Annotated in this window: 26 protein-coding genes and 1 riboswitch; of the genes, 12 read left to right on the top strand and 14 right to left on the bottom strand. The window is 70.4% G+C overall.

The annotated features are described in order from the left end of the window. Positions 1-122 precede the first annotated feature (122 nt). The gene (gene mgrA, locus QLQ12_RS43295; RefSeq protein WP_282766896.1) at positions 123-1121 is read right to left on the bottom strand and encodes an L-glyceraldehyde 3-phosphate reductase; all 999 of its coding nucleotides are present in this window, start codon (positions 1119-1121) and stop codon (positions 123-125) included. 58 nt (positions 1122-1179) lie between these two features. Next, a riboswitch (glycine riboswitch) is annotated at positions 1180-1263 on the top strand. A 90-nt stretch (positions 1264-1353) separates the two neighbouring features. On the opposite strand from mgrA, the gene gcvP reads away from it, so the two are divergent. After that, on the top strand, positions 1354-4164 hold the full coding sequence (gcvP, locus tag QLQ12_RS43290) for an aminomethyl-transferring glycine dehydrogenase (protein WP_282766895.1): 2811 nt from the start codon (positions 1354-1356) through the stop codon (positions 4162-4164). A 104-nt stretch (positions 4165-4268) separates the two neighbouring features. On the opposite strand, the gene QLQ12_RS43285 is transcribed toward gcvP, so the two are convergent. Continuing rightward, positions 4269-4469, bottom strand: a complete 201-nt coding sequence (locus QLQ12_RS43285; protein WP_282766894.1) for a DUF5999 family protein — start codon at positions 4467-4469, stop codon at positions 4269-4271. 120 nt (positions 4470-4589) lie between these two features. Here QLQ12_RS43285 and QLQ12_RS43280 point away from each other — a divergent pair, with 120 nt between their 5' ends. The 4 genes from QLQ12_RS43280 to QLQ12_RS43265 all read left to right on the top strand — a co-directional run bounded on the left by QLQ12_RS43280 (position 4590) and on the right by QLQ12_RS43265 (position 7875). Further along, positions 4590-5792 (top strand): chorismate-binding protein, encoded by a 1203-nt coding sequence (locus QLQ12_RS43280; protein ID WP_282766925.1) that lies wholly within the window; start codon positions 4590-4592, stop codon positions 5790-5792. 138 nt (positions 5793-5930) lie between these two features. Next, complete coding sequence (locus QLQ12_RS43275; protein ID WP_282766893.1) at positions 5931-6515, top strand: SigE family RNA polymerase sigma factor; 585 nt, start codon at positions 5931-5933, stop codon at positions 6513-6515. 38 nt (positions 6516-6553) lie between these two features. Then, positions 6554-7042, top strand: a complete 489-nt coding sequence (gene def / locus QLQ12_RS43270) for a peptide deformylase (protein ID WP_282766892.1) — start codon at positions 6554-6556, stop codon at positions 7040-7042. A 293-nt stretch (positions 7043-7335) separates the two neighbouring features. Further along, complete coding sequence (locus QLQ12_RS43265) at positions 7336-7875, top strand: class I SAM-dependent methyltransferase (protein ID WP_282766891.1); 540 nt, start codon at positions 7336-7338, stop codon at positions 7873-7875. A 184-nt stretch (positions 7876-8059) separates the two neighbouring features. On the opposite strand, the gene QLQ12_RS43260 is transcribed toward QLQ12_RS43265, so the two are convergent. Together QLQ12_RS43260 and QLQ12_RS43255 are read right to left on the bottom strand one after the other, a co-directional pair. Further along, positions 8060-8686, bottom strand: a complete 627-nt coding sequence (locus QLQ12_RS43260; RefSeq protein ID WP_282766890.1) for an MBL fold metallo-hydrolase — start codon at positions 8684-8686, stop codon at positions 8060-8062. A gap of 173 nt (positions 8687-8859) precedes the next feature. Further along, positions 8860-9768, bottom strand: a complete 909-nt coding sequence (locus tag QLQ12_RS43255; protein ID WP_282766889.1) for a TIGR03564 family F420-dependent LLM class oxidoreductase — start codon at positions 9766-9768, stop codon at positions 8860-8862. Positions 9769-9930: 162 nt separating this feature from the next. On the opposite strand from QLQ12_RS43255, the gene QLQ12_RS43250 reads away from it, so the two are divergent. Together QLQ12_RS43250 and QLQ12_RS43245 are read left to right on the top strand one after the other, a co-directional pair. Further along, positions 9931-10473 (top strand): TetR/AcrR family transcriptional regulator, encoded by a 543-nt coding sequence (locus tag QLQ12_RS43250; RefSeq protein WP_282766888.1) that lies wholly within the window; start codon positions 9931-9933, stop codon positions 10471-10473. Positions 10474-10512: 39 nt separating this feature from the next. Then, positions 10513-11511 (top strand): hypothetical protein, encoded by a 999-nt coding sequence (locus tag QLQ12_RS43245; RefSeq protein ID WP_282766887.1) that lies wholly within the window; start codon positions 10513-10515, stop codon positions 11509-11511. 60 nt (positions 11512-11571) lie between these two features. Here the strand turns inward: QLQ12_RS43245 and QLQ12_RS43240 are convergent, their stop codons facing one another. Both QLQ12_RS43240 and QLQ12_RS43235 read right to left on the bottom strand, forming a co-directional pair. Then, positions 11572-12585 (bottom strand): hypothetical protein, encoded by a 1014-nt coding sequence (locus tag QLQ12_RS43240; RefSeq protein ID WP_282766886.1) that lies wholly within the window; start codon positions 12583-12585, stop codon positions 11572-11574. A gap of 62 nt (positions 12586-12647) precedes the next feature. Further along, entirely contained in the window at positions 12648-14576 is a 1929-nt protein-coding gene (locus QLQ12_RS43235; RefSeq protein WP_282766885.1) for an endo-1,4-beta-xylanase, read from the bottom strand. 211 nt (positions 14577-14787) lie between these two features. Between QLQ12_RS43235 and QLQ12_RS43230 the strand changes: the two genes are divergently transcribed. Both QLQ12_RS43230 and QLQ12_RS43225 read left to right on the top strand, forming a co-directional pair. After that, entirely contained in the window at positions 14788-15234 is a 447-nt protein-coding gene (locus QLQ12_RS43230) for a GNAT family N-acetyltransferase (RefSeq protein WP_282766884.1), read from the top strand. Between the two features lie 477 nt (positions 15235-15711). Continuing rightward, complete coding sequence (locus QLQ12_RS43225; RefSeq protein WP_282766883.1) at positions 15712-16515, top strand: maleylpyruvate isomerase N-terminal domain-containing protein; 804 nt, start codon at positions 15712-15714, stop codon at positions 16513-16515. A gap of 518 nt (positions 16516-17033) precedes the next feature. Here QLQ12_RS43225 and QLQ12_RS43220 read toward each other — a convergent pair. From QLQ12_RS43220 to QLQ12_RS43205, 4 genes are all read right to left on the bottom strand, one after another. After that, entirely contained in the window at positions 17034-18314 is a 1281-nt protein-coding gene (locus tag QLQ12_RS43220; RefSeq protein WP_282766882.1) for an alpha/beta hydrolase, read from the bottom strand. Positions 18315-18436: 122 nt separating this feature from the next. Then, positions 18437-18961, bottom strand: a complete 525-nt coding sequence (locus QLQ12_RS43215; protein WP_282766881.1) for a septum formation family protein — start codon at positions 18959-18961, stop codon at positions 18437-18439. Positions 18962-18965: 4 nt separating this feature from the next. After that, entirely contained in the window at positions 18966-19256 is a 291-nt protein-coding gene (locus QLQ12_RS43210) for a hypothetical protein (protein WP_282766880.1), read from the bottom strand. 76 nt (positions 19257-19332) lie between these two features. Continuing rightward, positions 19333-19587: a hypothetical protein gene (locus tag QLQ12_RS43205; RefSeq protein WP_282766879.1), complete on the bottom strand. Its 255-nt coding sequence runs from the start codon at positions 19585-19587 to the stop codon at positions 19333-19335. 313 nt (positions 19588-19900) lie between these two features. On the opposite strand from QLQ12_RS43205, the gene QLQ12_RS43200 reads away from it, so the two are divergent. Continuing rightward, positions 19901-20416 (top strand): hypothetical protein, encoded by a 516-nt coding sequence (locus tag QLQ12_RS43200; RefSeq protein WP_282766878.1) that lies wholly within the window; start codon positions 19901-19903, stop codon positions 20414-20416. 42 nt (positions 20417-20458) lie between these two features. Here the strand turns inward: QLQ12_RS43200 and QLQ12_RS43195 are convergent, their stop codons facing one another. Together QLQ12_RS43195 and QLQ12_RS43190 are read right to left on the bottom strand one after the other, a co-directional pair. Then, positions 20459-21073 carry a pyridoxamine 5'-phosphate oxidase family protein gene (locus tag QLQ12_RS43195; RefSeq protein ID WP_282766877.1) on the bottom strand — a complete coding sequence of 205 codons (615 nt, stop codon included), beginning with the start codon at positions 21071-21073 and terminating at the stop codon, positions 20459-20461. Positions 21074-21239: 166 nt separating this feature from the next. Beyond that, complete coding sequence (locus QLQ12_RS43190) at positions 21240-21932, bottom strand: DUF998 domain-containing protein (protein WP_282766876.1); 693 nt, start codon at positions 21930-21932, stop codon at positions 21240-21242. A gap of 410 nt (positions 21933-22342) precedes the next feature. Here QLQ12_RS43190 and QLQ12_RS43185 point away from each other — a divergent pair, with 410 nt between their 5' ends. Next, positions 22343-23299, top strand: coding sequence for a cyclase family protein (locus QLQ12_RS43185; protein WP_282766875.1), 957 nt, complete (start codon positions 22343-22345; stop codon positions 23297-23299). Positions 23300-23446: 147 nt separating this feature from the next. Here the strand turns inward: QLQ12_RS43185 and QLQ12_RS43180 are convergent, their stop codons facing one another. Then, complete coding sequence (locus tag QLQ12_RS43180; protein ID WP_282766874.1) at positions 23447-23773, bottom strand: hypothetical protein; 327 nt, start codon at positions 23771-23773, stop codon at positions 23447-23449. Positions 23774-23784: 11 nt separating this feature from the next. Next, positions 23785-24111: a hypothetical protein gene (locus QLQ12_RS43175; protein ID WP_282766873.1), complete on the bottom strand. Its 327-nt coding sequence runs from the start codon at positions 24109-24111 to the stop codon at positions 23785-23787. A gap of 307 nt (positions 24112-24418) precedes the next feature. Between QLQ12_RS43175 and QLQ12_RS43170 the strand changes: the two genes are divergently transcribed. After that, on the top strand, positions 24419-24883 hold the full coding sequence (locus tag QLQ12_RS43170; protein WP_282766872.1) for a DUF1707 SHOCT-like domain-containing protein: 465 nt from the start codon (positions 24419-24421) through the stop codon (positions 24881-24883). The last annotated feature ends 187 nt before the right edge of the window (positions 24884-25070 follow it).

The raw sequence follows: 25070 nt of genomic DNA, 5'->3' as shown, positions 1-25070 counted from the left end.
CCCCCCCCGGGGGGGTGTTTTTTCGTCGCGGGGGCGTCTCCCGCTGTCGCGGGGGCACCCCCCCCCCACCGCGAGGGCCGTGTGCCGTTCGACGAGCTCGATCATGAGCCCGGACACTAGTGCTACAGGTCGAGGACGGTCGCGTCGATCTCGTCGAGTTCACCGTCGGTGAGTTCCAGGTTGCGCAGCGCGGCGACGTTGTCGTCGAGTTGCTCGACGCTGCTGGCGCCGATGATGAGGCTGGTCATCCGCGGGTCCCGCAGCGCCCAGGCGAGCGCCATCTGGGCCAGTGACTGCCCGCGCCGCTTGGCGATGTCGTTGAGCGCGTGCAGCCGGCCCAGGGTCTTGCTGTCCAGCGCGCTCTCGTTGAGGAACACGCTGGTCCGGATCCGTGAGTCGGAGGGGATGCCCTCGCCCAGGTAGCGGTCGGTGAGCAGGCCCTGCTGCAGCGGGCTGAACGCGATGCAGCCCGCCCCGGCCGCCTCCAGGGTGTCCAGTAGCTGGTCGTGTTCGGTCCACCGGTTCAGGATCGAGTACGACGGCTGGTGGATCAGCAGGGGCGTGCCAAGCTCGCGCAGCAGGTCGGCGGCCTGGGCGGCCTCCGCGCTCTTGTAGTTGCTGATGCCGACGTAGAGGGCCTTGCCGGAGCGGACGATCGCGTCGAGCGCGGTCATCGTCTCCTCCAGCGGGGTTTCCGGGTCGGGCCGGTGGTGGTAGAAGATGTCGACGTAGTCGAGGCCCATCCGCTTCAGCGACTGGTCCAGCGACGAGACCAGGTACTTGCGGGAGCCCCAGTCGCCGTACGGGCCGTCCCACATGGTGTAGCCGGCCTTGGACGAGATGACCATCTCGTCGCGGTGCTGCTTGAAGTCGGCGGCCAGGATCCTGCCGAAGTTGGTTTCGGCGCTGCCCGGCGGGGGACCGTAGTTGTTCGCCAGGTCGAAGTGGGTGACCCCGAGGTCGAAGGCGCGGCGGACGATGGCGCGCTGACGGTCGATGGGGCGGGAGTCACCGAAGTTGTGCCAGAGGCCGAGGCTGATGGCGGGAAGCTTGAGACCACTGCGGCCGGCACGACGGTAGATCATGTCGGCGTAGCGGTCTGCGGCAGGGAAGTACGTCACATCGCACACCCTAGGGCTGCCGGTCGCACCCCAGTGCGCTGGTAGGTTGATGATGCTGAACACCTACGTGGGAGAGACCTCACGGCGCCGAAGGGGCAATTCCTCCCCGGAACCTCTCAGGCAAAAGGACTACGTGGGCAGGCGACTCTGAAGCATCCTGCTCGGATCACTCCGGGTTGGGTATGACAGAGGGGGAGGTTGTTCCTCGACCTTCTCACGTTTGGAGTCGCTCATGACGTCCCCGTTCGTTGCCCGCCACATCGGCCCGGACCCCGACGAGCAGACCCAGATGCTCAAAGCCATCGGGTACGGCTCGGTCGACGAGCTGATGGACGCCGCGATCCCGTCGTCGATCCGGTTCACCGGCAGCCTCGGTCTGCCGGCCGGGATCAGCGAGGAGGAGACGATCGCCGAGCTGCGGGCGATCGCCGGCCGCAACGTCGTCGCGACCCCGATGATCGGGCTGGGCTACTACAACACCGTCACGCCCGCGGTGATCAAGCGGAACGTGCTGGAGAACCCGGCCTGGTACACGGCGTACACCCCGTACCAGCCGGAGATCAGCCAGGGCCGCCTCGAGGCGCTGCTCAACTTCCAGACCATGGTCACCGACCTGACCGGCATGACCACGGCGAACGCGTCGATGCTCGACGAGGCCACCGCGGTCGCCGAGGCCATGACGCTCGCGCGCCGCTCCTCCAAGAGCAAGAGCAGCGTGTACGCCGTCGACGCCGACACGTTCCCGCAGACGCTGGCCGTGCTGCGCACCCGCGCCGAGCCGCTCGGCATCCAGGTCGTCCTGGTCGACCTGGACAAGGGCGAGCAACTGCCGGAGGATTACTTCGGGCTGCACCTGCAGTACCCCGGCGCGTCCGGCGCCGTCCGTGACCACGCGGTCCTGGTCGAGGCCGCTCACGCGAAGGGCGCCCTGGTCACCGTCGCCGCCGACCTGCTCGCTCTGACGCTGCTGCGGACCCCGGGCGAGATCGGCGCCGACATCGCGGCCGGCACCACGCAGCGGTTCGGCGTGCCGCTGGGGTTCGGTGGCCCGCACGCGGGCTACCTGGCGGTGCGCGCCGGCCTGGAGCGGTCGCTGCCCGGCCGTCTGGTCGGCGTGTCGAAGGACGCCGACGGCGCCCCCGCCTACCGGCTGGCGTTGCAGACCCGTGAGCAGCACATCCGGCGTGAGAAGGCGACCAGCAACATCTGCACCGCGCAGGTGCTGCTGGCCGTCATGGCCAGCATGTACGCCGTCTACCACGGCCCGCAGGGCCTGCGGGCGATCGCGTCGCGCGTCCACGACCGCGCGCTGACCCTGGCGGGTTCGCTGACGGCGGCCGGCATCGAGCTGGCGAGTGACACGTTCTTCGACACGGTGACCGCGGTCGTGCCCGGCCGGGCCGCCGGGATCGCCGCCGCCGCGGCCGAGGCGGGCGTCGACCTGCGCGTGGTGGACGCCGACCGGGTGTCGATCTCGGCCGACGAGACCACCACCGACGCGCACGTCGCGACCGTGCTGGCGGCGTTCGGGGCCGTCCCGGCCGCGCCCGCCGCCTCCGCGGCCCGCGCCCTGGCCCGGACCACCGAATTCCTCACGCACCCGGTGTTCAACACGCACCACTCCGAGACGAGCATGCTGCGCTACCTGCGCAAGCTCTCCGACCGTGACTACGCGCTGGACCGCGGCATGATCCCGCTGGGCTCCTGCACGATGAAGCTGAACGCCACCACCGAGATGGAGGCGGTCACCTGGCCGGAGTTCGCCAACATCCACCCCTTCGCCCCGAAGAGCCAGACCCAGGGGTACGAGCACCTGGTCGCCCAGCTGGAGACCTGGCTCGCCGAGATCACCGGCTACGACGCGGTCAGCGTCCAGCCGAACGCGGGGTCCCAGGGCGAGCTGGCCGGCCTGCTGGCGATCCGCGGCTACCACCGCTCCCGCGGCGAGGCCCACCGCGACGTCTGCCTGATCCCGTCCAGCGCGCACGGCACCAACGCGGCCAGCGCCGTGATGGCCGGCATGCGGGTCGTCGTGGTCGCCTGTGACGCCGACGGCAACATCGACATGGCCGACCTGGACGCCAAGATCGAGAAGCACCGCGACGCGCTGTCGGCGATCATGGTGACCTACCCGTCGACCCACGGCGTCTACGAGACCCTGATCGCCGACCTGTGCGCCAAGGTCCACGAGGCCGGCGGCCAGGTCTACGTCGACGGCGCCAACCTCAACGCCCTGGTCGGCTACGCCCGGCCGGGCAAGTTCGGGGCGGACGTGTCGCACCTGAACCTGCACAAGACGTTCTGCATCCCGCACGGCGGCGGCGGCCCCGGCGTGGGCCCGGTCGCGGTCGGCGCGCACCTGGCCGAGTTCCTGCCCGGCGACCCGCTGGAGCCCGGTGACCACCACGCGGTGTCGGCGGCGGCGCACGGGTCGGCCGGCATCCTGCCGATCTCGTGGGCGTACATCCGGATGATGGGCCCCGAGGGTCTCACGGCGGCGACCGCGACGGCGGTCCTGGCGGCCAACTACGTGGCGGCGCGGCTGCGCGAGCACTACCCGGTGCTGTACGCGGGCGAGCACGGCCTGGTCGCGCACGAGTGCATCCTCGACGTGCGGCCGATCACCAAGGCGACCGGGGTGACCGTCGACGACGTGGCGAAGCGGCTGATCGACTACGGCTTCCACGCGCCGACGATGTCGTTCCCGGTGGCCGGCACCCTGATGGTGGAGCCGACCGAGAGCGAGGACCTCGCCGAGCTGGACCGCTTCATCGCCGCGATGATCGCCATCAAGGGCGAGATCGACCGGGTCGCGTCCGGGGAGTGGGCGAAAGACGACAACCCTCTCGCCAACGCGCCGCACACGGCGTCGGCGGTGACGGCGGACGAGTGGAACCACCCGTACTCACGCTCGGTGGCGGGTTTCCCGGAGGGCGTGGACCGGACGGCGAAGTACTGGCCGCCGGTGCGCCGCATCGACGGGGCCTACGGAGACCGGAACCTGGTCTGTTCCTGCCCGTCGCCGGAGGCGTTCGAGGACTGAGGTCCACCTCGCTCGTCGCGCAGGTCGCGGTCGTCCTTGATCGCGGCCTGCGCAGCTTCCGTAGTCCTCGATTGGTTACGCTGCGTCGCGTGTTCTGAGATGGGTCACGCCGCCAGGGCGTGCACCGCGGGGCCGCGGTGCGGCTCGATCGTGGTGCCGTCCGGCAGCAGCTCACCGGTGTCCTCGAAGACGATGACACCGTTGCAGAGCAGGCTCCAGCCCTGCTCCCGGAAGGTCGCGATGATGCGGGCGGCCTCACGGTCGGTCGCGTCGGATGATGGGCAGGGGATTCGGTGCTGGCACATCAGTTTTACTCCGGTTGGGGGCTGTGTGAAGGTTCACAAATGCGGTGACGAACGTTACCTCACATCGAACGACAAGCGTGCAACCCGGTGACGGCGCCAGCGCATGAGTCCTCGGCTCCCATGCTCCACGGCGGGACGGTCTTCGACCACTCTGTGCTACCTCCACTCGCCCGTCCGCCGGGCGCTCCGGCCGACTGCCAAGCCCGTCACCACGTGTTGTGTGCCTTTCGGTGGCATCAGGGTGATCCCGGTGACCCCGCCGAGCTTCTCGCCGGGTTCCTCGCCGACAACGGACTACCGGTGCGGAACCTTGGCCGAACGGGTGACAAAAAGAAGACGATCGGCGATGGCGCGGTTTGTGGAGCAGCACTCTACGTATCCGCCGATGCCGGATCCGTAATGGCCGGCGGCACGGTCGGAGCACCCTCGCCGGTGCCCGGCATTCCTGACGTATACGCCGTCGTTTACGGACATGTCCCGCAATCCACGGGTGTGACCCCGGAAACCCGGCGGTGGAGTCTCGGACCGTGGCGCGACAGCTGGAGCCGCGCCGAGCACGCCGACGCGGTCGACCGGGTCCGGGCCGCCATCGGGCGCGGCGACGTCTATCAGGTCAACGTCGTCGGGCACGCGTCGGCGGCGTACACCGGCGAGCCCGGGCCCGCGCTGCGCCGGATCGCCGGACTGGCCGGAGCCCGTTACGGCGGCGTCCTCACCGGCGACGGCTGGGCCATCGCCACCGCCTCCCCGGAGACCCTCGTCGAGGTGCGCGACGGCCGGGTCGTCACCCGGCCGATCAAGGGCACCCGCCCGGCCACCGAACAGGGACGGCGCGAACTGCTCGCCTCCGCCAAGGAACGCGCCGAACACGTCATGATCGTCGACCTGGAACGCAACGACCTCGCCCGGCTCCCCGGTGCGGGCCCGGTGCGGGTGGACGAGCTCTTCGCCGTACGCGAATGGTGTGGTCTCTGGCAGGCCGAGTCGGTGGTGAGCGCCCCGCTTGACGGCGAGGTGGGGCTCGCCGCGCTGCTCCGCGCCGTCTGCCCCGGCGGCAGCGTCACCGGCGCGCCGAAACTCGCCGCACTCGCCGAGATCGCCGCCCTGGAACCGGTCGGCCGGGGCGTCAGCATGGGCGGCCTCGGCTGGCTCGGGCCCGGCCACCTGGATCTCGGTCTCAGCATCCGGACCGTCGCCGTCGACGGCCACCGCGTGCACGCCTGGGCCGGTGGCGGGATCACCGCGGACAGCGATCCGATCGCCGAGGTCGACGAGGCCGCCGCGAAGGCCGCCCCGCTGCGAGCCGCCCTGCGGGCAGGCTGACCAGCGCACAGTCCCCCCACAGCGCTCTGCGAGCCGTCTCTACCGAATGCGTGCCACCGTCGGCTGCTGCCCCCACGGGCGCGGGCCGAACGCGTAGCTTGACCCACGCGCGGCACCGAGACGGTCCACAGTGGCACGATGCGTGCCCGGTGGCGGCAGAGAGGCGACAACGCGGACATGCTGGAACTCCTCGACCATCCGGTCTCCACCCGGTCCTCCCGGCCCCCAGCGCCCCTGCCGGTGGACTTCACCCACTTCGCTCACGCCACCACCGCCCGTCTGCGCCGCAGCGCCTTCCAGCTGTGCCACGACTGGCACCTGGCGCAGGACCTCACCCAGACCACGCTCGCCAAGCTGTTCCTGAGCTGGGAGCGGGCCGTCGACAGCGACAACCTGACGGCGTACGCCCAGAAGGTCCTGCTGCGGGTCTACCTGGACCACCGGCGCCGCCGCAGCTCAGGCGAGACCGTGCCCGGCGACCTGCGCGAACCCGCCTACTCGGTGAGCCCGGAACTGCGCATCACCCTGCTCGACGCCATCGCTCAGCTGCCCGGCCGGGACCGCGCCATCGTGATGCTGCGCTATTTCGCCGACCACAGCGTGGAACAGGTCGCCGACGAACTGGGCGTGCCCGCCACCGTCGTCAAGAGCCAGACCCGCCGCTCCCTGATCAAGCTACGGCACATGCTGATCGGCGACCGCCCCGCGCTGTTCACCGGGTGACGCCAGTCGCCGGGTAATGACCGGATAGCCTTTGGGGCATGACAGTACGACCCATTCGGATCTTCGGCGACCCGGTTCTGCGCACTCCCGCCGAGGAGGTCACCGACTTCGACGCGCAGTTGCGTGAGCTGGTCCGCGACCTGGAGGACACCGTCCGCGAACCCGGCCGCGCCGGCGTCGCCGCCCCGCAGATCGGCGTCAGCCTGCGGGTCTTCTCCTATAACGTCGGCGGTCAGGTCGGCCACATGGTCAACCCGGTCCTCAGCGACCACGCCGGCGAGCAGACCGACGAGGAGGGCTGCCTGTCGCTGCCCGGCCTCGGCTACGAGACCCGCCGCTACGACTCCGTCGTCGCCCGCGGCTTCGACCAGCACGGCGAACCCCTGGTCATCGAGGGCACCGGCTTCCTCGCCCGCGCGCTGCAACACGAGACCGACCACCTTGACGGCCGTCTCTACATCGACACACTCACCGGCGACGTCCGCCGCCAGGCGCTGCGCGAGCTGCGCCGGGTCGTTCCCCGATGACCGCGTCGCCGTCCGCCGCGTCGAGCTCTGCGGCGTCGCTTCCGTCAGGGCCGCTCACCGCGACGTCGATTTCCGCGGATTCACCTTCCGCGGAAGGGTCGTCCGCGGGTCTGTCCGCGGGTTCGCTCGCCGCGGCGTCGAGCCCCGAGGGCTCGTCTTCTGCTGCGTCGTCTTCCGAGGATCCGCCTTCGGCGGGCGATGCCCGCCGGCTCGCCGCTGCCTCACTCGCGGCCGGCGACCCCACCGGCTGGTTCGAGACGCTGTACGCGCAAGCGCGCGCCGACCGTGCCGAGGTGCCGTGGGACGTGCCGGAGCCCAGCGTCCACCTACGTGCCCTGGACCTGCCCGCCGGAGACGGCCGGCGGGCGCTGGTCGTCGGCTGCGGGCCCGGCCGTGACGCCGAACACCTGGCCGCTCTCGGCTACCGGACCACCGCCTTCGACATCTCCGCCACCGCGATCGAACTGGCCCGGGAGCGGCATCCCGGCAGTCCCGTCGACTATGTGGTCGCCGACCTGTTCGACCCGCCACCGTCGTGGCGCCAGGGTTTCGACCTGGTCCTGGAGAGCAACACCGTCCAGGCGCTGCCGGCCGGGATCCGGGCCACGGCGATCACCTCGGTCGGCGGGTTCGTCGCACCCGGCGGCACCCTGATCGTGCTGGCCGCCGCCACCACCCGCCTGGACAGCGACGGCGCCGGCCCGCCGTGGCCGCTGACCCGCGACGAGATCGACGCCTTCGGCAGCGACGGCCTGAACCCGGTCACGGTGGACCTGGTGGCCGCCGCCGGCACCGCCCTGCCCACCCGCTGGCGGGCCCTCTTCACCCGCTGACGTCGCCGCAGACCGGTCCGCTGCCAGGCCGGGGCCTCCCGCCAACGCCGCTGCGGCCCCGCCCGCCCAGGAACGAGGACGTAGCCGCTGGCGGTGGATGGGGACGGGCCGGTTGTGGCGGGGTGTAGCCGCAGGCGGCGCTACGGGCAGGTTGCGCGCCCTTGCGGCGGTGACCCGCTGATCCTCAGAGGGTGACGGCCTCCCCGAGCGGGATCCTGGAGTAGTCCGTGCCGGCCTTCCCCTCCATCCACGCGTCGAAGTTGGCGTAACCCACGTCGGCCGACAGCATCCGGTCGTGGATCGGGAACGCCCGCTCCGGGGCGATGGCCCGGGCCATCTCGATCGCCTCCCGGTGCCTGCCCCACGGCGCCGCCGCCGGAACCAGCAACGTCGACACCGGCACCTCAGGAACGAAATACGAGTCGCCGGGGTGGTAGACGCCCTCGACCACATACCCGACGTTGGGACAGCCCGGCAGGCCGTCGTAGATCTCGGCGTGCCGTCCGCCGACCACGGCCGCCCGGAAGCCCGCCACGGTGAACTCGTCGCCCGGTGCGATCACGGTGACCGCCTCCGCGATCCCGGCCTTCTCGGCCAGCGCCAGCACCGGTTCCGGCGCGAAGATCCGCACCGGGCTCGCCAGCGCCACGACCTTCGCCAAGTCGATGTGGTCGTCGTGCTCGTGACTGACGAGGATGTCGGTGACCCCGTCGAACGCCTCCGGCTCGGTCCAGACGCCCGGATCGATCAGCAGCCGCCGATCGCCGTCCTCGAGCCGGACACAGGCATGGGTGAACTTGACAAGTCGCATGCCCACACCCTACGAACCCTCTCGATCTCCCGTAGCCCCGACCTTCTCGCTCGGCTTCTCGCGTCGGCCTTCTTGTTGCTCGCCTTGGTTTCTTTGAGGGCTTCGCCGCTCGGACCGCATTGCTTCGGGAAGTCGACACCCGTTGTGGGTGTGGGCAACACCCGCAACGGGTGTCAGGTTTCGCCAACCGCATGGTTCCGGCTGAGGCGGTGCAGCAACTCGGTGGTTCTGTCCTGTTCGGCCGTGTCGCCGAACGGGGCGGCGACGAACTCGGTGATACCGGTTCCGGCCAGGAGTTCCAGCGCGCGGGGCACCGCCTCATCGTCACCGGCGATGGCCACATCCTGTGGCCCGGCCGCGCCCTCGCGATCCAGCACGGCCCGGTACTCCGGCACCTGACCGGCCATGCCGAACCGGCCGGCGATGCGATCGCGTGCGCCCGCCTCGTCGGCGGTGACACAGACCGGCAGGGCGGCCACGATGCGCGGGGCGGGACGGCCCTCCTCCCGGGCCGCGGTGCTGACGAGCGGGACGATGTGGGACTCCAGGGTGCGCGGGCCGGTCATCCACGTGACGGCGCCGTCGGCGGCCGAGCCCGCCAGTCGCAGCATCGCCGGGCCGAGGGCGGCCAGCAGGACACCCGGAGGCTTCGCGCCGGGTACTTCGACCGTACCCACCGTGGTCAGAAATCGCCCGGAATGGGTGACCGGCTCGCCGCGCAGAAGCGGCACCAACACGGTGAGATATTCGCGCAGGTAGCCGACCGGCTGATCGGCCGCCAGGCCGAACATGCCGCTGACCATCGCGCCGATGCCGGCGCCGATGCCGAGGGTCAGGCGGTTGCCGGTGACTGCCTGCACGCTCAACGCCTGACTCGCCAGGGTGAGGGGATGCCGCTGCCGCACCGGGATCACCGCCGTTCCGAGCGGGACGGCCGGCACGTGGGCGCCGGCGAGCGCCAGGGCGGTCAGCGCGTCCCAGCCGAGAGCCTGCGCCGACCAGATGCCGGCCAGCCCGTCGGCCGCTCTCGCCTGCGTGATCACGTCGGCGGCGCCGGCCGGCCCACCTACCTCGCCGATCATGACGCTGATCCGCATGTCGCCCCTGTCCTGTCACTTCTCCGGCCGGCCAGCCACTTCTTTGGCCGTGGTGTGTCCGTCGCGTGTAGGCCATATCCGGAGAGGTTCTCCGGATGGTTGTCGGTAGCATACGGAGACGTTCTCCGGATGGCAATGGGAGGTCCGATGAGGAGCGACGCCGAGCAGAACCGTGATCGAGTGCTGGCCGCCGCGCGGGCCGAGTTCGCGGCGCACGGGCCGGCTGCGTCCCTCAACAAGATCGCCCAACGAGCCGGGGTCGGGCCAGGCACCCTCTACCGGCACTTCCCGTCGGCGCAGGCGCTGCTCGTCGCGATCATCGCTGAGGACGTCGCCGCCCTGTGCGCGCACGGCACGGGCCTGCTGGGGCATCCCCGGCCGGGGGAGGCGCTGCGGACCTGGTTGCGGGCGGTCGCGGTGCACGCCACCGCGATGCGGGGCGTGGTCGCCACCGAGTCGCTCGGCGCGGCCGCGGACTCCGCCCTGGCCGGCTGCCACGACCGCATCCTGGCGGTCGGCTCGGCCCTGCTGACCCGGGCCGGAGCGGCCGACGACGCCGGCGATCTGCTGACCGTGGTGAATGCCGTGGCCTGGGCCAGTGAGCGGCTGCCGCCGGAGGAAGGCCGGCTGGACCGGCTGTTGTCCCTGGTCACGCGGGGCCTGCCGGAAGATGTCATACCCCCGGTCTAACGTCGCCGGTGTCGATGATGCCGGACGGGAAGGCGGGTCATGACCGGGTGGAGTGGCGTGCGCCTGTGGGACGGCGGCGATGTCGCCCAGGTGAGCGAGCGGCTGACAGCCGGGGCGGATCCCTGCGCCGACACGGGCCATTCGTTCGAGACGATGCTGCACATCGCGGCAGAGCGTGCGGTTCCGGCGGTGGTGGCCGCGATGGCCGGGGCCGCCCGCGATCCTGACGTTCTGGCCGGCGGGCTGTCCCCACTGTGGCTGGCGGTCTATGCCGACCGCTATGACAACGCCTGTGCTCTGGTGGCCGCCGGCGCCGACCCGTGGCTGCCGATGATGGCCGGCTGGTCCCCGGGGCGGCTGGCGCTCGCCGGCCCGGAGCCAGGCCTGTTCGGTGAGCCACCGCCCGGCGTGGCGCTGACCGTCGCCGAGCGGGAGGCCGTGGCCCTCGCCGACGAGATCGCGGATCTGACCGAGGGCGTCCACTACGACGGCACCGGCCTGCTCTGCGTCGCCGGGCTCGACGCCACCGACGTGATCCGTCGGCTCGGCGGCACGGCGATGACCGAGGAACAGCTTCTCGCGCACTACGGCGTGGAGGCCGAGGAGGATCCGGAGCCCGGCGACGAGGATGATTGGCGCTGGCTGGCGGAGATGAACGATCTGCGGCTCGTCGGCGTCAGTGACGTGCCCGGCGGCTGCGTGGTGACTCAGCCGTGGGGCTACCAGCCACAGACGCCGGTGGTCGCGCGCCTGCTGTCGGCCGGCACCGTCGCCTACGGGCTCTACGCCAATCCGAAAAGCGGCAACCAGGGAATCGTGTGCCGCGACGGCGTGATCGAGCGGAGCGACCTGCATCCGGGCGGCCGGCCGTGGGACACCGATCCCGCCGCCGAGGTGTTGCTCGGCTATCTGTACCGCGATCGTGCCCCGATGTATGCCTGTGCGTTCGCCGGCCTGCGGCCGGTGGACGCCCGCTGCGTCACCGGTCCGGCCGACCACTGGGTGCTGCTGCCCGACCGCGACTACTGGGCCCGATGATCAGCCTGGGCCCATGACCGATGATCAGTCTGGGCCCATGACCGACCGCAGGCTCAGTGGTCAGTCGGCCGGGCCGTAAGTCAGCCGGCTGGCGGCGGGCCGGGCATACCACAACGACGACAGCAGCGGGTGTTCGTCGACTGTGGCGCGGAGCGCGGCCAGTGCGGCCCGGCGCGTTCCGGTGGGTGTGAAGTCCCAGCCGGTGTTCCCCGACGGCAGGATGTGGAAGCCGGGAAACCGGATCTCCAGACTCGCCTGCCACAGCTTCGGAGCGCCGCCCGCGGCTGCCTTGTCGTCGGCGACCGGCTCGCCCCCGGCGGTGACTGGTTCGCGGCCATGGGGAGCCGGTTCGCCGCTCTCGGCGATCGGCTCGCGGCCATGGGGGGCTGGCTTGTCGCCGCTCTCGGCGATCGGCTCGCGGCCATGGGGGGCTGGCTGGTCGCCGTTGAGGGTCGGCTGGCCGCTGTCGGGGACCGGCTTGTCGCCGTTGAGAGCCGGTTCGCGGCCGTTGGGGGCTGGCTGGCCGCTGTCGGGGATCGGCTGGTCGCCGTTGAGGGACGGCTCTCCAGTGGAGACGATGGCGAGCTGGCGGGTGAAGGTCAGTGAAGCCGCTCCGCCGTGACGTCCCCACTGGATGATGAAGCCGTCGGAGTCGGCGTCGGGGTCGACGCCGTCGATCTCGCCTTGGGCGAACTCGGTGAAGGCCAGCCACGCCGACTCGACGTCACTGACGTTGTCCGGGTCCACATGGTGGTTGATCAGGATCCGGTCGAAGGCCTCACCGGGGTTCTCCAGGCGGACGGCGCCGGCGTCGACGCGGAAGGTGTCACGGCCACTCGCGTCGGTGACGCCGTGCCCCAGGCGTACGAGCACAGTGTGGTCGTCCCGATCGACGACGTCGCAGCGCAGGCCGAGCGGTATCGGCAGCCGGGAGTGCCACAGATGGCCGGCGCTGAGCACCGGCGCCCGGCCGAGGATGACCGCCTCGGTGCCGTCGGATTCGGAGAGGTGGACCTCGACCAGCGCCGGCCGAACCCCGGTCCAATCGATCGCTGTCGCTGCCACGTAGTACACGCGCCCGATCGTGCCTTATCCGCGCACCCCGGGGGCCGTCAGGGGCCCCCGGGGATCTCCGCTCAGAGGACCGTGCAGGTGGCGCCGTTCACGGTGAAGGCCGCCGGGGCCGGGTTGGCGCCGGTCCAGCTGCCGAGGAAGCCCACCGAGACGGAGCCGCCCGCGGCCACGCTCCCGTTCCACTCGGCGTTGCCGACGGTGACCGTGCCGAGGGCCTGGGTGTGGCTGCCGCCCCAGAGCTGCCTGATCTGCTGGCCGCCGGTGAACTTCCAGGTCAGCGACCAGGAGGTGAGCGGCGCGGCGCCGGTGTTGGTGATCTTCACGTCTCCCTGGAAGCCGCCCGGCCAGGAGGCGGTGACGCGGTAGGCGATCGCGCACGACGACGGTGGGGTGGGCGTGCTACTGGACGGCGTGCTGGGCGACGGCGACGTCTCGATCCGGGCCGGGTCGGTCACCCCCCAGTACGCGGACTTCGCCTGCAATCGGGTGTCGAACAGCAGCGGCGCGTCCTTGCGGGTCACCGGGAATGTGTCCAGCCAGGTGTTGTCGTCGGCCAGCCCCCACAGCGTCACCGAGGTGATCTCGCCGGCGTACCTGCGGAACAGGGCGAACATGTCCCGGTAGACGTACGCCTGCTTGAGCAGCCGGTCGGCCGGCGGCGTCGCGAAGTTCTCGGACTCGTTGGTGTAGATGCTGACGTCCATCTCGGTGATCTGCTGTTCGATGCCGAGCGGCACGAACTTCGCCAGCATCGCCTCGGACTCGGCGATCGTCGGCCAGTTCACGTTGATGTGCACCTGGTGGCCGACACCGTCGATCGGCACCCCTTCCGCGCGCAACCGCTGGACCAGGGTGAACAGGTGGTCTCGTTTGGCCGGCACGTTGGTGTTGTAGTCGTTGATGAACAACTTGGCATGCGGGGCCACCTCCCGCGCCACTCGGAACGCGGTCCGGATGTAGTCCAGGCCGGTCACGGTGTGCCAGGTGCTGCGGCGCAGCCCGTCGGACTGGCTCTCGTCGATCACCTCGTTGACCACGTCCCAGACACCGATGTCGGTGCCGTAGTGCGCGGCCACGTTGCGGATGTGGTTCTCCAGGCGGGCGAGCAGCAGTGTCTTGTCCTCGGCCGTCGCGGTCATCGGCTGCCCGTCGGCGCCCGTGAACACCCAGGCCGGCGTCTGGTTGTGCCACACCAGAGTGTGACCGCGAATAGCGAGATCGTTGGCCTTCGCGTACGCGATGAGGGGATCGGCCTGTGCGTAGGTGAACGTGTTCTCGCTCGGCTCGGTGGCGTCCCACTTCAGGGCGTTGCCCGGCGTAACCGAAGCAAAATGCCTGTTCAGCAGTTCTCCGTGCTCGGAGATGATCTCCGCGCCGGTGATCGCCACGCCGACCGGGAATTCGGTGACCACATCCTTCACGGCCGGGATGTCGGTCTGGACGGGCAGCGCTGGCACGTAACTGGCGGTGACGTCGTCGATGTGCAGGGGCCCGGTCGTCGACGAGGTCTCCACATAGAGGCGCAGGAAGTCCACGTCGGTGGCGAGCGTGTAGCGGCCGGTCAGGTTGACCCAGGCGCCGCTGCTCACCGCGGTGCCGCCGGACACCTGGTCGTAGGCGGCGACGCCACCGGTGCGGCGTTCCACGCTGAGGCGGGCGGTGTCGGAGCCGGACTCCATCCGTACCCAGGCGGAAACGGTGTAGGCGGTGCCCTTCTTGAACACGCCGAACACGTCGAGGGAGGGGCCTTCCCAGGCGGCGGTACGGCCGCTGACGGCCAGGCTGCCGGTGCCGCCGTGCGCGACGGCGGTGGTGTGCGCGACGGTCTCGGCGGAACGCCCGGTCCAGCCCTGGACGGTCCCGTCCTCGAAGTCGCTGGTCAGAACGGTGATGGGAGTGGGATCTTCGGCGGCGCTCGCGGCCGCCGTGACGACGGCGAGCGGCGCCGCGGCGAGCAGGGCGGCCAGTGCCAGCCGGGGGAGAGCGCGCATCCGCGGGCTCCTTCGGGGGAGAGGGGATAGAGCGACATCGTGACATGGGAGCGCTCCCAATTCAACGACGGCGCCGCACCGGGATGCCGGCGGGTGACCACGTCGGCCGTACCCCGGATATCGCCTTCCCGAATCGGACCCGGCTCCTCTGGGGAGCCGCATGCCGCCGGTGTGATCGAATCCGGGGATGATCGATGCGGGGGATCCTCCAGTGAACGGCATCCGGCAGTTCCAGTGGCCCGACTACGACGCCGTCGCCGAGGTGTGGCAGGCCGCCGGTGTCGACGTCGTCACGCGTGCCGAACTCGAGGCCAAGCTGACCCGCGACCCCGAGCTGTTCCTGGTCGCGGAGGCGGGCGACCGGATCACCGGCGTCGTGATGGGCACCTTCGACGGGCGGCGAGGCTGGATCTTCCGGCTCGGGGTCCACGGGGGACACCGTCGTCAGGGCATCGCCACCCGGCTCGTGGCCGAGCTGGAACGACGCCTCCACGCCCTCGGCTGCCCACGGATCAACCTGCTGGTGCTGCCCGGCAACGAGGCCGGCCTGCGATTCTGGCAGCACCTCGGCTACCTGCCGTGTCCCGACGTCCTGTGCACCAAGCCGCTTCCCGGCCCAGGAAGCAGCACCGGGCAACCGGCACCAGCATCATCCTAGGATGCCCTAGCGTGTGTGCGGCAAGCCGCACCACCGCCCAGAAGACGGCTTCGCCGACAACCAGGACCCGATCTCCGCTTCCGGCTTTCCGGGGGAGCGGTTGACGAGAGCGACAGACGGAGCTCTTGTACGCCTGAGCGCGGGCCACCGAGCGATGTCTCCTCGACCACGGCGCCCGGCCACAGGTCTCGTTTCCGTCAGGAGTCACACGGGATGGCCCGTGCGGGCTCGTCCAGCCGTCGCCATGCGCGCTCGGCGGCCTCGCCGCGGCCGTCGGCATGTCCGTCTCCGGAGTGCGCTCGCCTGTCCGGCCTTCACCGGCCGCCCGCGTTCCGCCTGAAGCCGGTCGCATCCGACTCCACCGCGCGGCCACCGTTCGAACCATGATGAGGACGTCGCGGCCCGCGGTGCCCCGAGAACCCCGCGCGAGCGTCTGATTGCGTAGAAGGTAGAAGAACGAGAGAGGGCAACGTACACATGACCGATCGCCTCCCCGCCGCGGACCTGCGCCACCTGGTCACGGCGTTCCGTGTGGAACGTACCGAGATGCTGCGCTTTCTGGGTGCCCTGAGCGACAGCGAATGGGTGGCGCCCAGCGCCGCGAAAGGATGGCGGATCGCCGATGTCGCCGCTCACGTCGGCGCGGCGGCCGGCAGCTTCTACTCACCCAGCGGGCTGCGCACCGCGTTCGCCCCGAGCCTCGAACGGGCGAACGACGACCCGGTCGCCCGGCGGCGTGGCTGGAGCCGGGGCCGGATCATGGCCGAGTACGAACGCGCCAGCCGTCGCGCGGCCACCCTCCTCGACGTCGTGCGGCGTACGCCCGTGGCCCGGCTGCGGATGCCGCTGGCCGAGATCGGTCGTTACCCGCTGGGCCTGATGATCGGCGGCGCTCTCATCTTCGACCACCACACACACCTTCGTCACGACATGGCCCCGGCGCTCGGCCGGCCCGTTCCCTCCACCGACGCCGACCGGATGCGGGCGGTCCTGAGGTGGATGATGGCCGTCCTGAACAATCAGGTCGCGAAAGCTCCGGTCAGTGGCCTCGACGCCCGCGTGTCCCTGACGCTCACCGGCTCCGGCGGCGGGACCTGGTGGATCGACGAGGCGGGCGTTCTCCCACCGTCGAGCGGCACTGTCGCCGCCCACATCACCGCCCCCGCACTGACCTTCCCCGCCTGGGGCACCCAGCGTTCCTCCTGGCGCGACAGCGCCGTGACGACCACCGGCGACACCGGCCTCGCCGCCCGTTTCCTGGATTCGGTCAACATCGTCTGATGTACGCCGCGACAGTCCGGTGTCTGGCCGGCTTTCCGGCCTCGCCCGGCAGCGCTCCGGTGGATCAATCGTGCTGGCCGGACTCCAGCCGTAGGCTCGCAAGGCGGACCCTCATCAGGAAGCGGCGGTCGGCCTCGGAAAGGTCGCCGTCACTGAGCTCGGGAGGCGATCCCGTGGCAGGCGCCGGCGTGCCGGGTTCGGCGCGAGCGACGGATCATCGCCCGGACCGAAGGCCGGACCTCGGTCCGGGCGCGACGTCGGGCCAGGCCGGCGGGATGGGGCCGCTGCCGGCGGCGCGGAGTCCCCACCCACCGTCGCAGACCCGGACCCGGGGGTTGAACGGTGGGCGATGCGGGAACACCATGCCGCCGGCGGCCGAGGCGTTCTCCTCATGACCTGGGCATACCCGCCCGCCTGTTGAGGCAGACGTGGCCGTCACGTGCGATGCGCGGTGTCGTCAGCCACGGTGTCGTCAGCCGCAGCGCGGCGGCGTCGCGTGGGCGGTGGTCAGGTGATCGTCACCGGACGAACCGCACCGCCGGGTGCCGCCGTGATGGGCCGTCGAGCAGCCGCCCGTCTCGGCCGCGCAGGTGCCGGTCGAAGAACGCCGCCAGGTACGCCCGCCCGGCCGCCACCGCCTCGGCCGGCTGCACCGTGCCGAGCGTCGGCACGTAGGTGTCGGCCGGCAGGCCCAGGCCCCGGCGCACCTGCGGCAGGACCCACTGCAGGTCGGTCAGCCAGGCCTCGCCGCCGCCGACCAGTTCCAGATCGCGCCGCCAGCCGCGCAGTCCGGCCCAGGCCCGCTCCCACAGGGGGTCGGGGCCACGGGCGGGGAACTGCGGTCGCAGCACCAGCACCGGCCCGTCGACGCCGGAGTCGACGATCGGCAGCATCGGCACCGGCGGGCCGGCGGTGGGTGCGGTGACCGTCGCGTCGGCCATCGCCGCCGCCGTGACCCGTGGCTCCTGCCCCAGCAGGGAGAGCGCCACCAGCCCGGCCGCCACGCCGCCGCCGAACGCGCCGACCCGGGTCACCCGGGGCGCGCGGCGCAGGCCGTCCGGCAGTGCCCGCCCGGCCGCGTCCGGGTTGCCGCCGGCGGCGAGGACGGCGAGCCCGTCCAGCACGAACCGGGCGTCGGCCACCCGGGCGGCGTAGATCCGCCGCAGATACGCCAGGAACTCCTCGGTGTTCCCGTCGCCGGCGGGGTTGGACGCCGGGTGGTGCGGCACCATCCTCCCGCCGGGGAACATCACCGGCGTCTCGTACGTCGGCTCACACATGGCGACCAGGTACCCGCGGCTGGCCAGCCCTTCCGCCATCAGCCGGAACATCGAAGCGCTCGCCCAGTGGCCCAGCCCGCACAGCAGCACCGGCAGCGGCTGTCCGTTCGGGCGGGCCACCGGCGCGTCGACCCGGGCGTGTGCCCGGGCGCCGGCCCAGTCCACCGCGGCGACGTTGCCGCCGGGGACCATGTTCTTCAGCACCTCGGTGGAGTCGGCCGCCCATCCGGGGGTGAGCCAGCCGTCGCGCGGGTGGCCGTGCGCCGGGCGGGCCGGGTAGGTCAGGGTGACGGCCAGTTCCCGGTAGGGCTGCGTGGTGACCCACGGGTCGGGCCGGGATCGGTCCACCAGGTGCAGCGTGGTCGTGCCGACCGGGTACGGGCCGTCCGGCGGGAGCAGCCCCACCCGGAGGCGACCGTCGGCCGGGGCGGCCTCGGCCCGGGCCGGTCCCAGGGCGGGCAGGGCGAGGGCGGCGGGTGCGGCGAGGCCGGTGGTGAGCAGGGTGCGGCGGGTCGGCATGGAGAACTCCCGGTGGTCGCGGTTTCACGGACCGGGTCAGCATCGATCGCCGCCACTGAGTCGTTACTGAGAGAGGCTGAGACGCCACTCAGGTCAATGGACGGTCGTCGCGGGCCGGCCGGTCACTTCGCGGCCGCCGGCGGCCGCTGCGGCAGGATCGGGGCGTCGACCTGGCGGAAGTCGTTGTAGGCGACCGCGCAGGCGACGGTCCGCTGCCGGGCATCGGCCCGGTAGTCGTCGAAAGCGTCGATCATCAATTGTTTCCGGTCGACGCCGGTGCGCGTGTTCAGAAAGCGCTGCAGTTCTTCCTCGCAGCGTGGAATGGCCTCTTGGGCACGCTCTTGTTCGGCCGTCGACGGATGCGGCAACTGCAACAAGGCATAAACCTCGTAGCGGTGTGGTGACGAGCAGGGCAGCACGCGGCGCCGCTGTCCGGAGTCCGCGGGGTCGGTCACATTCAAGCATGCGCCCTCGGTCATTTCCGTCAGCTCCTTGAGGGCCCCCTCGGAAGCGTTCGGAATGGGGGGCAACACCATGGGGCCGCCGTCATGAGGACCTTCCTCCCCGCCGGTCGCGCACCCGAGGAGAAGCAGCAGGATGAGGAGGACCGGCGCCGCCCCAGCGGCGCGACGCCGACCCTGGTTCATGCCCTCAAGCACAGTACGTCTCGGTGTAGAAGGTGTCGCGCGTGTCGCCGTCCCACCCACCGTTGTTGTCCGCGTACCAGCCGACATAGCTGCCGGACCGGTACCGGATGTAGTGGTTGCCGGTGGCGTGCCCGTGCCCGTAGGCGTTGGACGGCGCCTCGGCGCCGCTCCCGCCGTTGATTCTGATGAGGCTTCCGGAGCAGCCGCCCGACGCCGACGCTGCGGACGCCGGCAGGCCGGCGAGCACAGCTCCGAGCATCACCGTGCCGCTGAGAGCGGCGAGTGACTTCGACATCTTTGTCATAATCCCTCCGACCAATAGGTGATAGTCAATTGGAGCCTATAGTAGAAGGTGGTGGAATAATGATGAGTCAGATGGTAGACAGTGGCATTGATTCGATCTTTTCGCCATGTCCTTGATTCGATTTCTTATTTTGTTCAAAATTCCGGAATGAGGCGGCTGCTTCGCTGACGCCGAGGGCTTCCGCCGTGATTCCATCAAGCCGGAGCGGGCGGCGGGTGCGCCACAGCGTCAGTGCCGAAATCGAGGAAGCGCGGTATTCATCAGGGCCGTTGCGCTCCCTATCTCCATTGTCGGTTCGACCATGATGGGCGCTGGTTGACACCGACCGCCGTTCCCGGCACACGGAGCCCGCGTGACGGGGAAACGGCGGTCCGTCGTTGCGGTCGCTGGGCTAGCCGCGCCGCTCCCGGCGAATGAGAGGAGGGCTGTGAGCTGGTCATAGTCGCCTGATCGGAGGATGCGGGCATCGCCCGAACGACGGCTAGCCGCCCGATTCGCCCCACCGCTTCTCCCAGCGTGATCGGATGGAGACGACAACCGACGCGGCAGATGTCCACCCTGACGGCCGCGCCTTTCTTGGCAGCGCGCAGACGGGGGGAAGGACGATGGCGTTCTCGGCAGGGGGAAGTAGGCGCGTGCGGGCCGTCGCGACTGCCGTCGCGGGAGTTCTGACCGGTCTGGCACTCGTGGTGCCGGGCTCCACAGCGGCGGCAGCCACCGCGGAGGCTCCGATCCGGATGGTCGCCACGGCCTCCCAGGTGGAGCCGGGCGAGGTGGGATGGAACTCCTGGACCCAGGAGAACGGCAATTTCTCGGCCCGGTGCCGCAAGAGCGAGTCCTACTTCACCGCCAAGTACAACGGCGCCTACAAGCTCTACGTCCGGCTGCACGCCGGCCGAGCCGATGACTTCAGCGAGTATGAGGAGATCAGGGCCAACTCGATCTATTACTCGAACGCTCTCCACTCCGGCCGCACGGGTTACGGGGACTACATCAGGATTCCGAGCCAGTCGAGCATCGCTACGGATGCCACGGGCGTCATGGGCATCAAGGTTTACGACGCGGACAGCGGCGAGTATCTCTGGTCGCACATCTGGAACTTCAACCTCCACTGCGGTTACGACTACACCGTGGTCATCTCGGACTTCTGACGAGCGGGACGTGCGCTGCCTGAGCGGCGTTCGCGCCAGGGGCTACGCGTAGAGGGTGCGCACGTAGTTCGCCTCGGCGTAGTGCTCCTCCAACTGTGCGACGGTTTCCGTCACGGGTTGCACGCTGGTGACGATGTTGGCGTGCGAGGGCAGGGCCTGCGGCTCCCAGGAGGCAGGTTTCCAAAGGTCCGAACGCATGAGGGCGCGCTGGCAGTGAAAGAAGATGGTGTCGATGTCGACGGCCAGCGCCATGATCGGCCGGTGTCCCTTGACCGTCATCAGGTCGAAGAAGGGCGCGTCACGCAGCAGCCGGGCGCGCCCGTTGATGCGCAGTGCCTCGTTCCGGCCGGGGATGACGAAGAGCAGGCCGATATGCGGGTTCTCCAGAATATTGTGGTAGCCGTCGGCACGTCTGTTGCCCGGCCGCTCGGGGATGGCGATCGTCCGGTCGTCGATGACGTGCACGAACCCGGGAGGGTCGCCTTTCGGGGACACGTCGCAGTTGCCGGCGGCGTCGGCTGTGGCGACCAGGACGAACGGCGAGTGGGCCAGCCATTGCCGGTCCACTTCCGTCAGCGTCGCTCGCTCCTTGGTGCGTGCACGCGGTGTGGGAGCGCCGAGCAACTGCTCCAGTTCAGCAACTGACTTGATCTCCATCGCTTCAGGTTAGTGGCCGGCCCAAAACAGCGGGACACGGCGTACACCGATCTGTCGGGAGTGGATGTCGCCACCGTGCGTGGCGCCGCAGCGTGGCCGGCGCCGTCCGTGCCGGTGGTCTCGATGATCGTGTGCGTGACTTCGCGGAGAAGAATGCACGGCGGCACTATCCCTGGTTGCTCGTCTCCGCGGTGAGGTGACGCCCGAGGGAGCGATGCCGGGGCGCGGTGAAGTACAGAAGGAGGCCGGCGCAGGTGGCCCATACGGGCAGAGGGAAGACGGCGACACGTTCCATGCCTCCGACGCCCAGGCCCATGCCCTGTTGTGCGATGAACAGCACGCTGCCGGCCAGTCCCAGTGCGCCGAGAGCCAGTGTGGCCGGCCGCAGCCGGGCCGGCAGCGTGCCGTTGCGGGCGCACCCCGCGGCCACCAATCCCGCATTCGCGCATCCGAAGACCAGCACGGCGCCGAGCAGGTGAAGGTTCTCGTTGCTGTCTGCCGGGAAAGCGCCGGCCAGGCCGAGACCGGCCGCCCCGAGCAGCATCAGCCCTCGGCCCCAGCGGGCCGCTCTTCCGGGCACCCACGTCCGCCAGGTCAGCACCAGCCCGGCCATGAGCAGCGCCGCCGTCAGCAGGAAGGCCGCATTCATGGCGCTGTGCCACGGTGAGCACACGTACCGGGGGCGGGTGGTGTCCCAGACGCCGCAGGTGACGTTGCCCAGATCGCTGATGTTGTTGGTCGCCCAGCTGAAGGCCGGATCGTCCCAGGCGAGTCCGACGATGACGTTCGCGGCCAGGAACAACGGGGCCACGGCCACCCAGCAGAGGGCGCCTGCCCTGACCACAGTAGAAGATCGCATGGGTCTGAGTAGATCAACGGCGTTGCCTTCAGAGCACTACGGCAGCACCCCATGATCCGGGTATGGCTAGCCCTACCGGGACCGAGCAAGACGGGCCATGCGGCCGACTAGACCTCGGGCACTCGTCGTCGCCATATCGTCCATCACCTCGAATATCACCGCCAGTCGAGAGTGCACCTTTTCAACGTGGCCGGGGCCGTACCGGCTGGGCTTCTAGCGGCGTATACGTCGATTCCGCCGCCGGCACCTGCCAGGAGCACGCTGCGAGCTCCGTTCAGCGCGGCGAACAGTGGCGGCACATCCAGGGGACTCGCGTTCGGCCGGTCCGAGGAACCGAACGAAACCGAAGAGGGCGGGATAGCCTGACCGGCGGTGCCTCGAACCACGTGACCGGAGGAGTCGATGCGGGGATGACGGCAGAGCGGCCGATGCCCACACAGGACGACGTGCTCGGGTACTTCGACACGCTGTCGAACTGGGGCCGGTGGGGCGACGACGACGAGCTCGGAACGCTGAATCACATCACCGACGACGTCCGGCTGGCGGCGGCGCGTGCCGTGCGCCATGGCAGGAGCGTGTCCTGCGCATGGGAGGTCGCCGTACCGGAGGACATGGAGCGGTCGACGACGACGTGCCCGTGCGCGGCCGACATGCCGGGCGCCGAGAACATGCCGGTGCCCGGTTTCCACGCCGACCGGCGCTGGGGCTTCTCGTCCGAGCGGCTCGGCATCACGTTCCACGGCAACACCGTCACCCACGTCGACTCGCCATGCCACATCTTCTGGGACGGCATGACGTACAACGGGCGGTCCCATTCGTTGGTCGACGCCGCGACGGGGTCGGCGTGGGCGGCCGTCACCGCGGCGGCGAACGGGATCATCACGCGTGGGGTCCTGCTGGACATCGCGAGGGTTCGCGATGTGCCGTGGCTGGAACCGGGGGAGGGCGTGTTGCCCGAGGATCTCGAAGAGGCCGAGCGTCGCCAGGGTGTGCGGGTGCGATCCGGCGATGCCGTGCTCCTGCGGACCGGCCACGGGCGCGTCCGGCACGAGGCCGGCCCGGCCGGCGGCTTCACCCAGGCCGGCTGGCACGCGGCCTGCCTGCCGTGGCTGCAGGAACGGCAGGTCGCGCTGATCGGCGCCGACACCCCACAGGACGTTCAACCATCGGGGTACGACGACGTGTTGATGCCGGTTCACGCCGTGAGCCTCGTCGCGATGGGTCTGTGGCTGCTCGACAACTGCGACCTGGAGGCGTGCGCGACGACGGCCGCCGAGCTCGGCCAGTGGGACTTCCAGCTCGCGGTCGCGCCGGTCCGCTTCGCGGGCACGTCCGGCAGCCCGGTCAACCCGATCGCCACCTTCTGACCACGCTTCGCGAGGGGCCGCGATGTCATGGCCGCGCGGCGGCGATGGCCGGTGCCGGCCTCTTCCGCGCCCTCTGCGCCGCGTCACTGCCGGATGAGGTCACCCACCGATCGATGCGACCGGTGGGTGACCGGCCCGCCAGGGGTGTCAGCCGGCCAGCGGGATGACCTGCACCGAGTTCACGCCCCAGTTGCAGGCGCCGTAGCGCACGGTTTGCGTGTTGTTGAAATTGAGCGTCGGCGGGCTGTCGTAGGTGAAGCCGAACGAGCAGCTCACCCGCAGCAGCCAGCGCCCGCTTCCGGTGCACGTGCCCTGGCCGTGGTAGCTCGGGAACGATCCGCCCGAGGTGGTCGTGCAGTCCAGGAACGGCGTGACGGGTGAGGCGGCAGCCGGTGCTCCAACGCCGAGCAGGGCGGTGGTGAGCAGGGCGCCCGAGGTGGCGAGAAGCGCCGCCTTCCGGTGGAGTGTCTTCATTGCCGCTGCTCCTAATATCTCAGCCACTGGTCGTAACCGAGGCCGTCGAACCTCGCCGGGCAGAGGAACCCCGTGATCAGCCCTTGCAGCAGCCACCGGGACGCGTCGGCGTAGCAGGTGCCCTGGTTGCTGTAGGTCCACCAGTAGAACCAGCCGGGTCCGGGATAGGTCGAGTTCGGTCCGTTGACGGCGGCCGTAGCCGCCGCCGGCCGCGGCGGAAGGGTGCTGCCGTCGGCCGGCCGCGCCTGGGCGCTGCCGGCGGTGGCGGTTACCGTACCGGCGGCGAGTGCGGCGGCCACCGCGATGTTGCGGACCCGCCGAACCGTCGTGTTGGTCATGATGCCTCCGAGTGCGGGACCCCGCTGCCGGGTGGCAGCGGGCGTTCGTGTCGAACGGCAACAGAGGACCATCAGACGGCGGGGCGGGGCCATGCGTAGTACTACGCAGTCCCGGCCACTGCCGGCCGGTTCCCGGCGTGGCCCACCGTTCGGGGTGGTGCAGGCGAGGGCCGGCAGCAGCGGCGCGCGTGGCTCTCACTCGCGTGGATGAGAGGAGCGGCATTTCTCTCGTCGTCGAGTAATGCGGAGGCGCACCAGTCCGCGGAGCCCCGGGGTCAGCTGCCGGTCGCGTCGCTAAGCTGCCGGGGTGACCGCCGCCGACGATGATCACGAAAGCCCGGCAAACCACGCTGACCTGCGCATCGGCACTCCCGAACGGGCGTCGGCGGAGGATGCGCTGGAGACCCATTTTGTTGCCAAACGACTGGCGTCGGCCGACTACGAGCGGCGGATGGCAGCTTGCCGGTCGGCGCACACCCGGTCAGAGCTCATGAAGATCTTCGCCGATCTTCCGGTGCCCCACCCAGAACTTCCCGCCGCGGTCATGCCGGTGGCGATGGAGGCGGCGAATGAAGGGCCGCCGATGCCGATGAGCTTCTTTGCCGGTTGTCTGACTTTGGGGCTCGGACTTCCTGTCGCGGTGGTGCTGGGCTTCGTGTACGGGATGTGGTGGGCGCTGGCGGTACCGGTCGCATTGACAGTTGTGATGGCGTACGTCGAGCACTTACGTACGCCGAGGGATAGTCAGGCCGACAATCCGCGGGGAGGCTGATGGGGCGGCCCAGGCCTTGAGTTCCCCCCGCTTCAACGGAGCTTCTCAAACATGATCGACTGATCATGGGAAGGAAGCATCTGTGGCAGCACCGAAGAAGTACCCCGACGAACTGCGGGCGCGTGCCGTGCGCCTGTATCGCGAGTCGGACCCCAAACCGACGATCCGGCGGCTGGCCGAGCAGTTG

Source organism: Actinoplanes sandaracinus, from assembly GCF_030009775.1.
Taxonomy (GTDB): domain Bacteria; phylum Actinomycetota; class Actinomycetes; order Mycobacteriales; family Micromonosporaceae; genus Actinoplanes; species Actinoplanes sandaracinus.
Note: the sequence above shows the minus strand (reverse complement) of the source record. Positions and strands in the feature narration are given on the sequence as shown.

What these genes read in the sequence shown, in the direction of transcription:
- def (WP_282766892.1), top strand. Translation starts at nt 6,554, where the DNA reads ATGACAGTACGACCCATTCGGATCTTCGGCGACCCGGTTCTGCGCACT.
- QLQ12_RS43275 (WP_282766893.1), top strand. Translation starts at nt 5,931, where the DNA reads ATGCGTGCCCGGTGGCGGCAGAGAGGCGACAACGCGGACATGCTGGAA.
- QLQ12_RS43215 (WP_282766881.1), bottom strand. Translation starts at nt 18,961, where the DNA reads ATGAACCAGGGTCGGCGTCGCGCCGCTGGGGCGGCGCCGGTCCTCCTC.
- QLQ12_RS43245 (WP_282766887.1), top strand. Translation starts at nt 10,513, where the DNA reads ATGACCGGGTGGAGTGGCGTGCGCCTGTGGGACGGCGGCGATGTCGCC.
- QLQ12_RS43285 (WP_282766894.1), bottom strand. Translation starts at nt 4,469, where the DNA reads ATGTGCCAGCACCGAATCCCCTGCCCATCATCCGACGCGACCGACCGT.
- QLQ12_RS43260 (WP_282766890.1), bottom strand. Translation starts at nt 8,686, where the DNA reads ATGCGACTTGTCAAGTTCACCCATGCCTGTGTCCGGCTCGAGGACGGC.
- QLQ12_RS43220 (WP_282766882.1), bottom strand. Translation starts at nt 18,314, where the DNA reads ATGCCGACCCGCCGCACCCTGCTCACCACCGGCCTCGCCGCACCCGCC.
- QLQ12_RS43175 (WP_282766873.1), bottom strand. Translation starts at nt 24,111, where the DNA reads ATGACCAACACGACGGTTCGGCGGGTCCGCAACATCGCGGTGGCCGCC.
- QLQ12_RS43190 (WP_282766876.1), bottom strand. Translation starts at nt 21,932, where the DNA reads ATGCGATCTTCTACTGTGGTCAGGGCAGGCGCCCTCTGCTGGGTGGCC.
- QLQ12_RS43225 (WP_282766883.1), top strand. Translation starts at nt 15,712, where the DNA reads ATGACCGATCGCCTCCCCGCCGCGGACCTGCGCCACCTGGTCACGGCG.
- QLQ12_RS43255 (WP_282766889.1), bottom strand. Translation starts at nt 9,768, where the DNA reads ATGATCGGCGAGGTAGGTGGGCCGGCCGGCGCCGCCGACGTGATCACG.
- QLQ12_RS43185 (WP_282766875.1), top strand. Translation starts at nt 22,343, where the DNA reads ATGACGGCAGAGCGGCCGATGCCCACACAGGACGACGTGCTCGGGTAC.
- QLQ12_RS43280 (WP_282766925.1), top strand. Translation starts at nt 4,590, where the DNA reads ATGCTCCACGGCGGGACGGTCTTCGACCACTCTGTGCTACCTCCACTC.
- gcvP (WP_282766895.1), top strand. Translation starts at nt 1,354, where the DNA reads ATGACGTCCCCGTTCGTTGCCCGCCACATCGGCCCGGACCCCGACGAG.
- QLQ12_RS43210 (WP_282766880.1), bottom strand. Translation starts at nt 19,256, where the DNA reads ATGTCGAAGTCACTCGCCGCTCTCAGCGGCACGGTGATGCTCGGAGCT.
- QLQ12_RS43250 (WP_282766888.1), top strand. Translation starts at nt 9,931, where the DNA reads ATGAGGAGCGACGCCGAGCAGAACCGTGATCGAGTGCTGGCCGCCGCG.
- QLQ12_RS43195 (WP_282766877.1), bottom strand. Translation starts at nt 21,073, where the DNA reads ATGGAGATCAAGTCAGTTGCTGAACTGGAGCAGTTGCTCGGCGCTCCC.
- QLQ12_RS43180 (WP_282766874.1), bottom strand. Translation starts at nt 23,773, where the DNA reads ATGAAGACACTCCACCGGAAGGCGGCGCTTCTCGCCACCTCGGGCGCC.
- QLQ12_RS43235 (WP_282766885.1), bottom strand. Translation starts at nt 14,576, where the DNA reads ATGCGCGCTCTCCCCCGGCTGGCACTGGCCGCCCTGCTCGCCGCGGCG.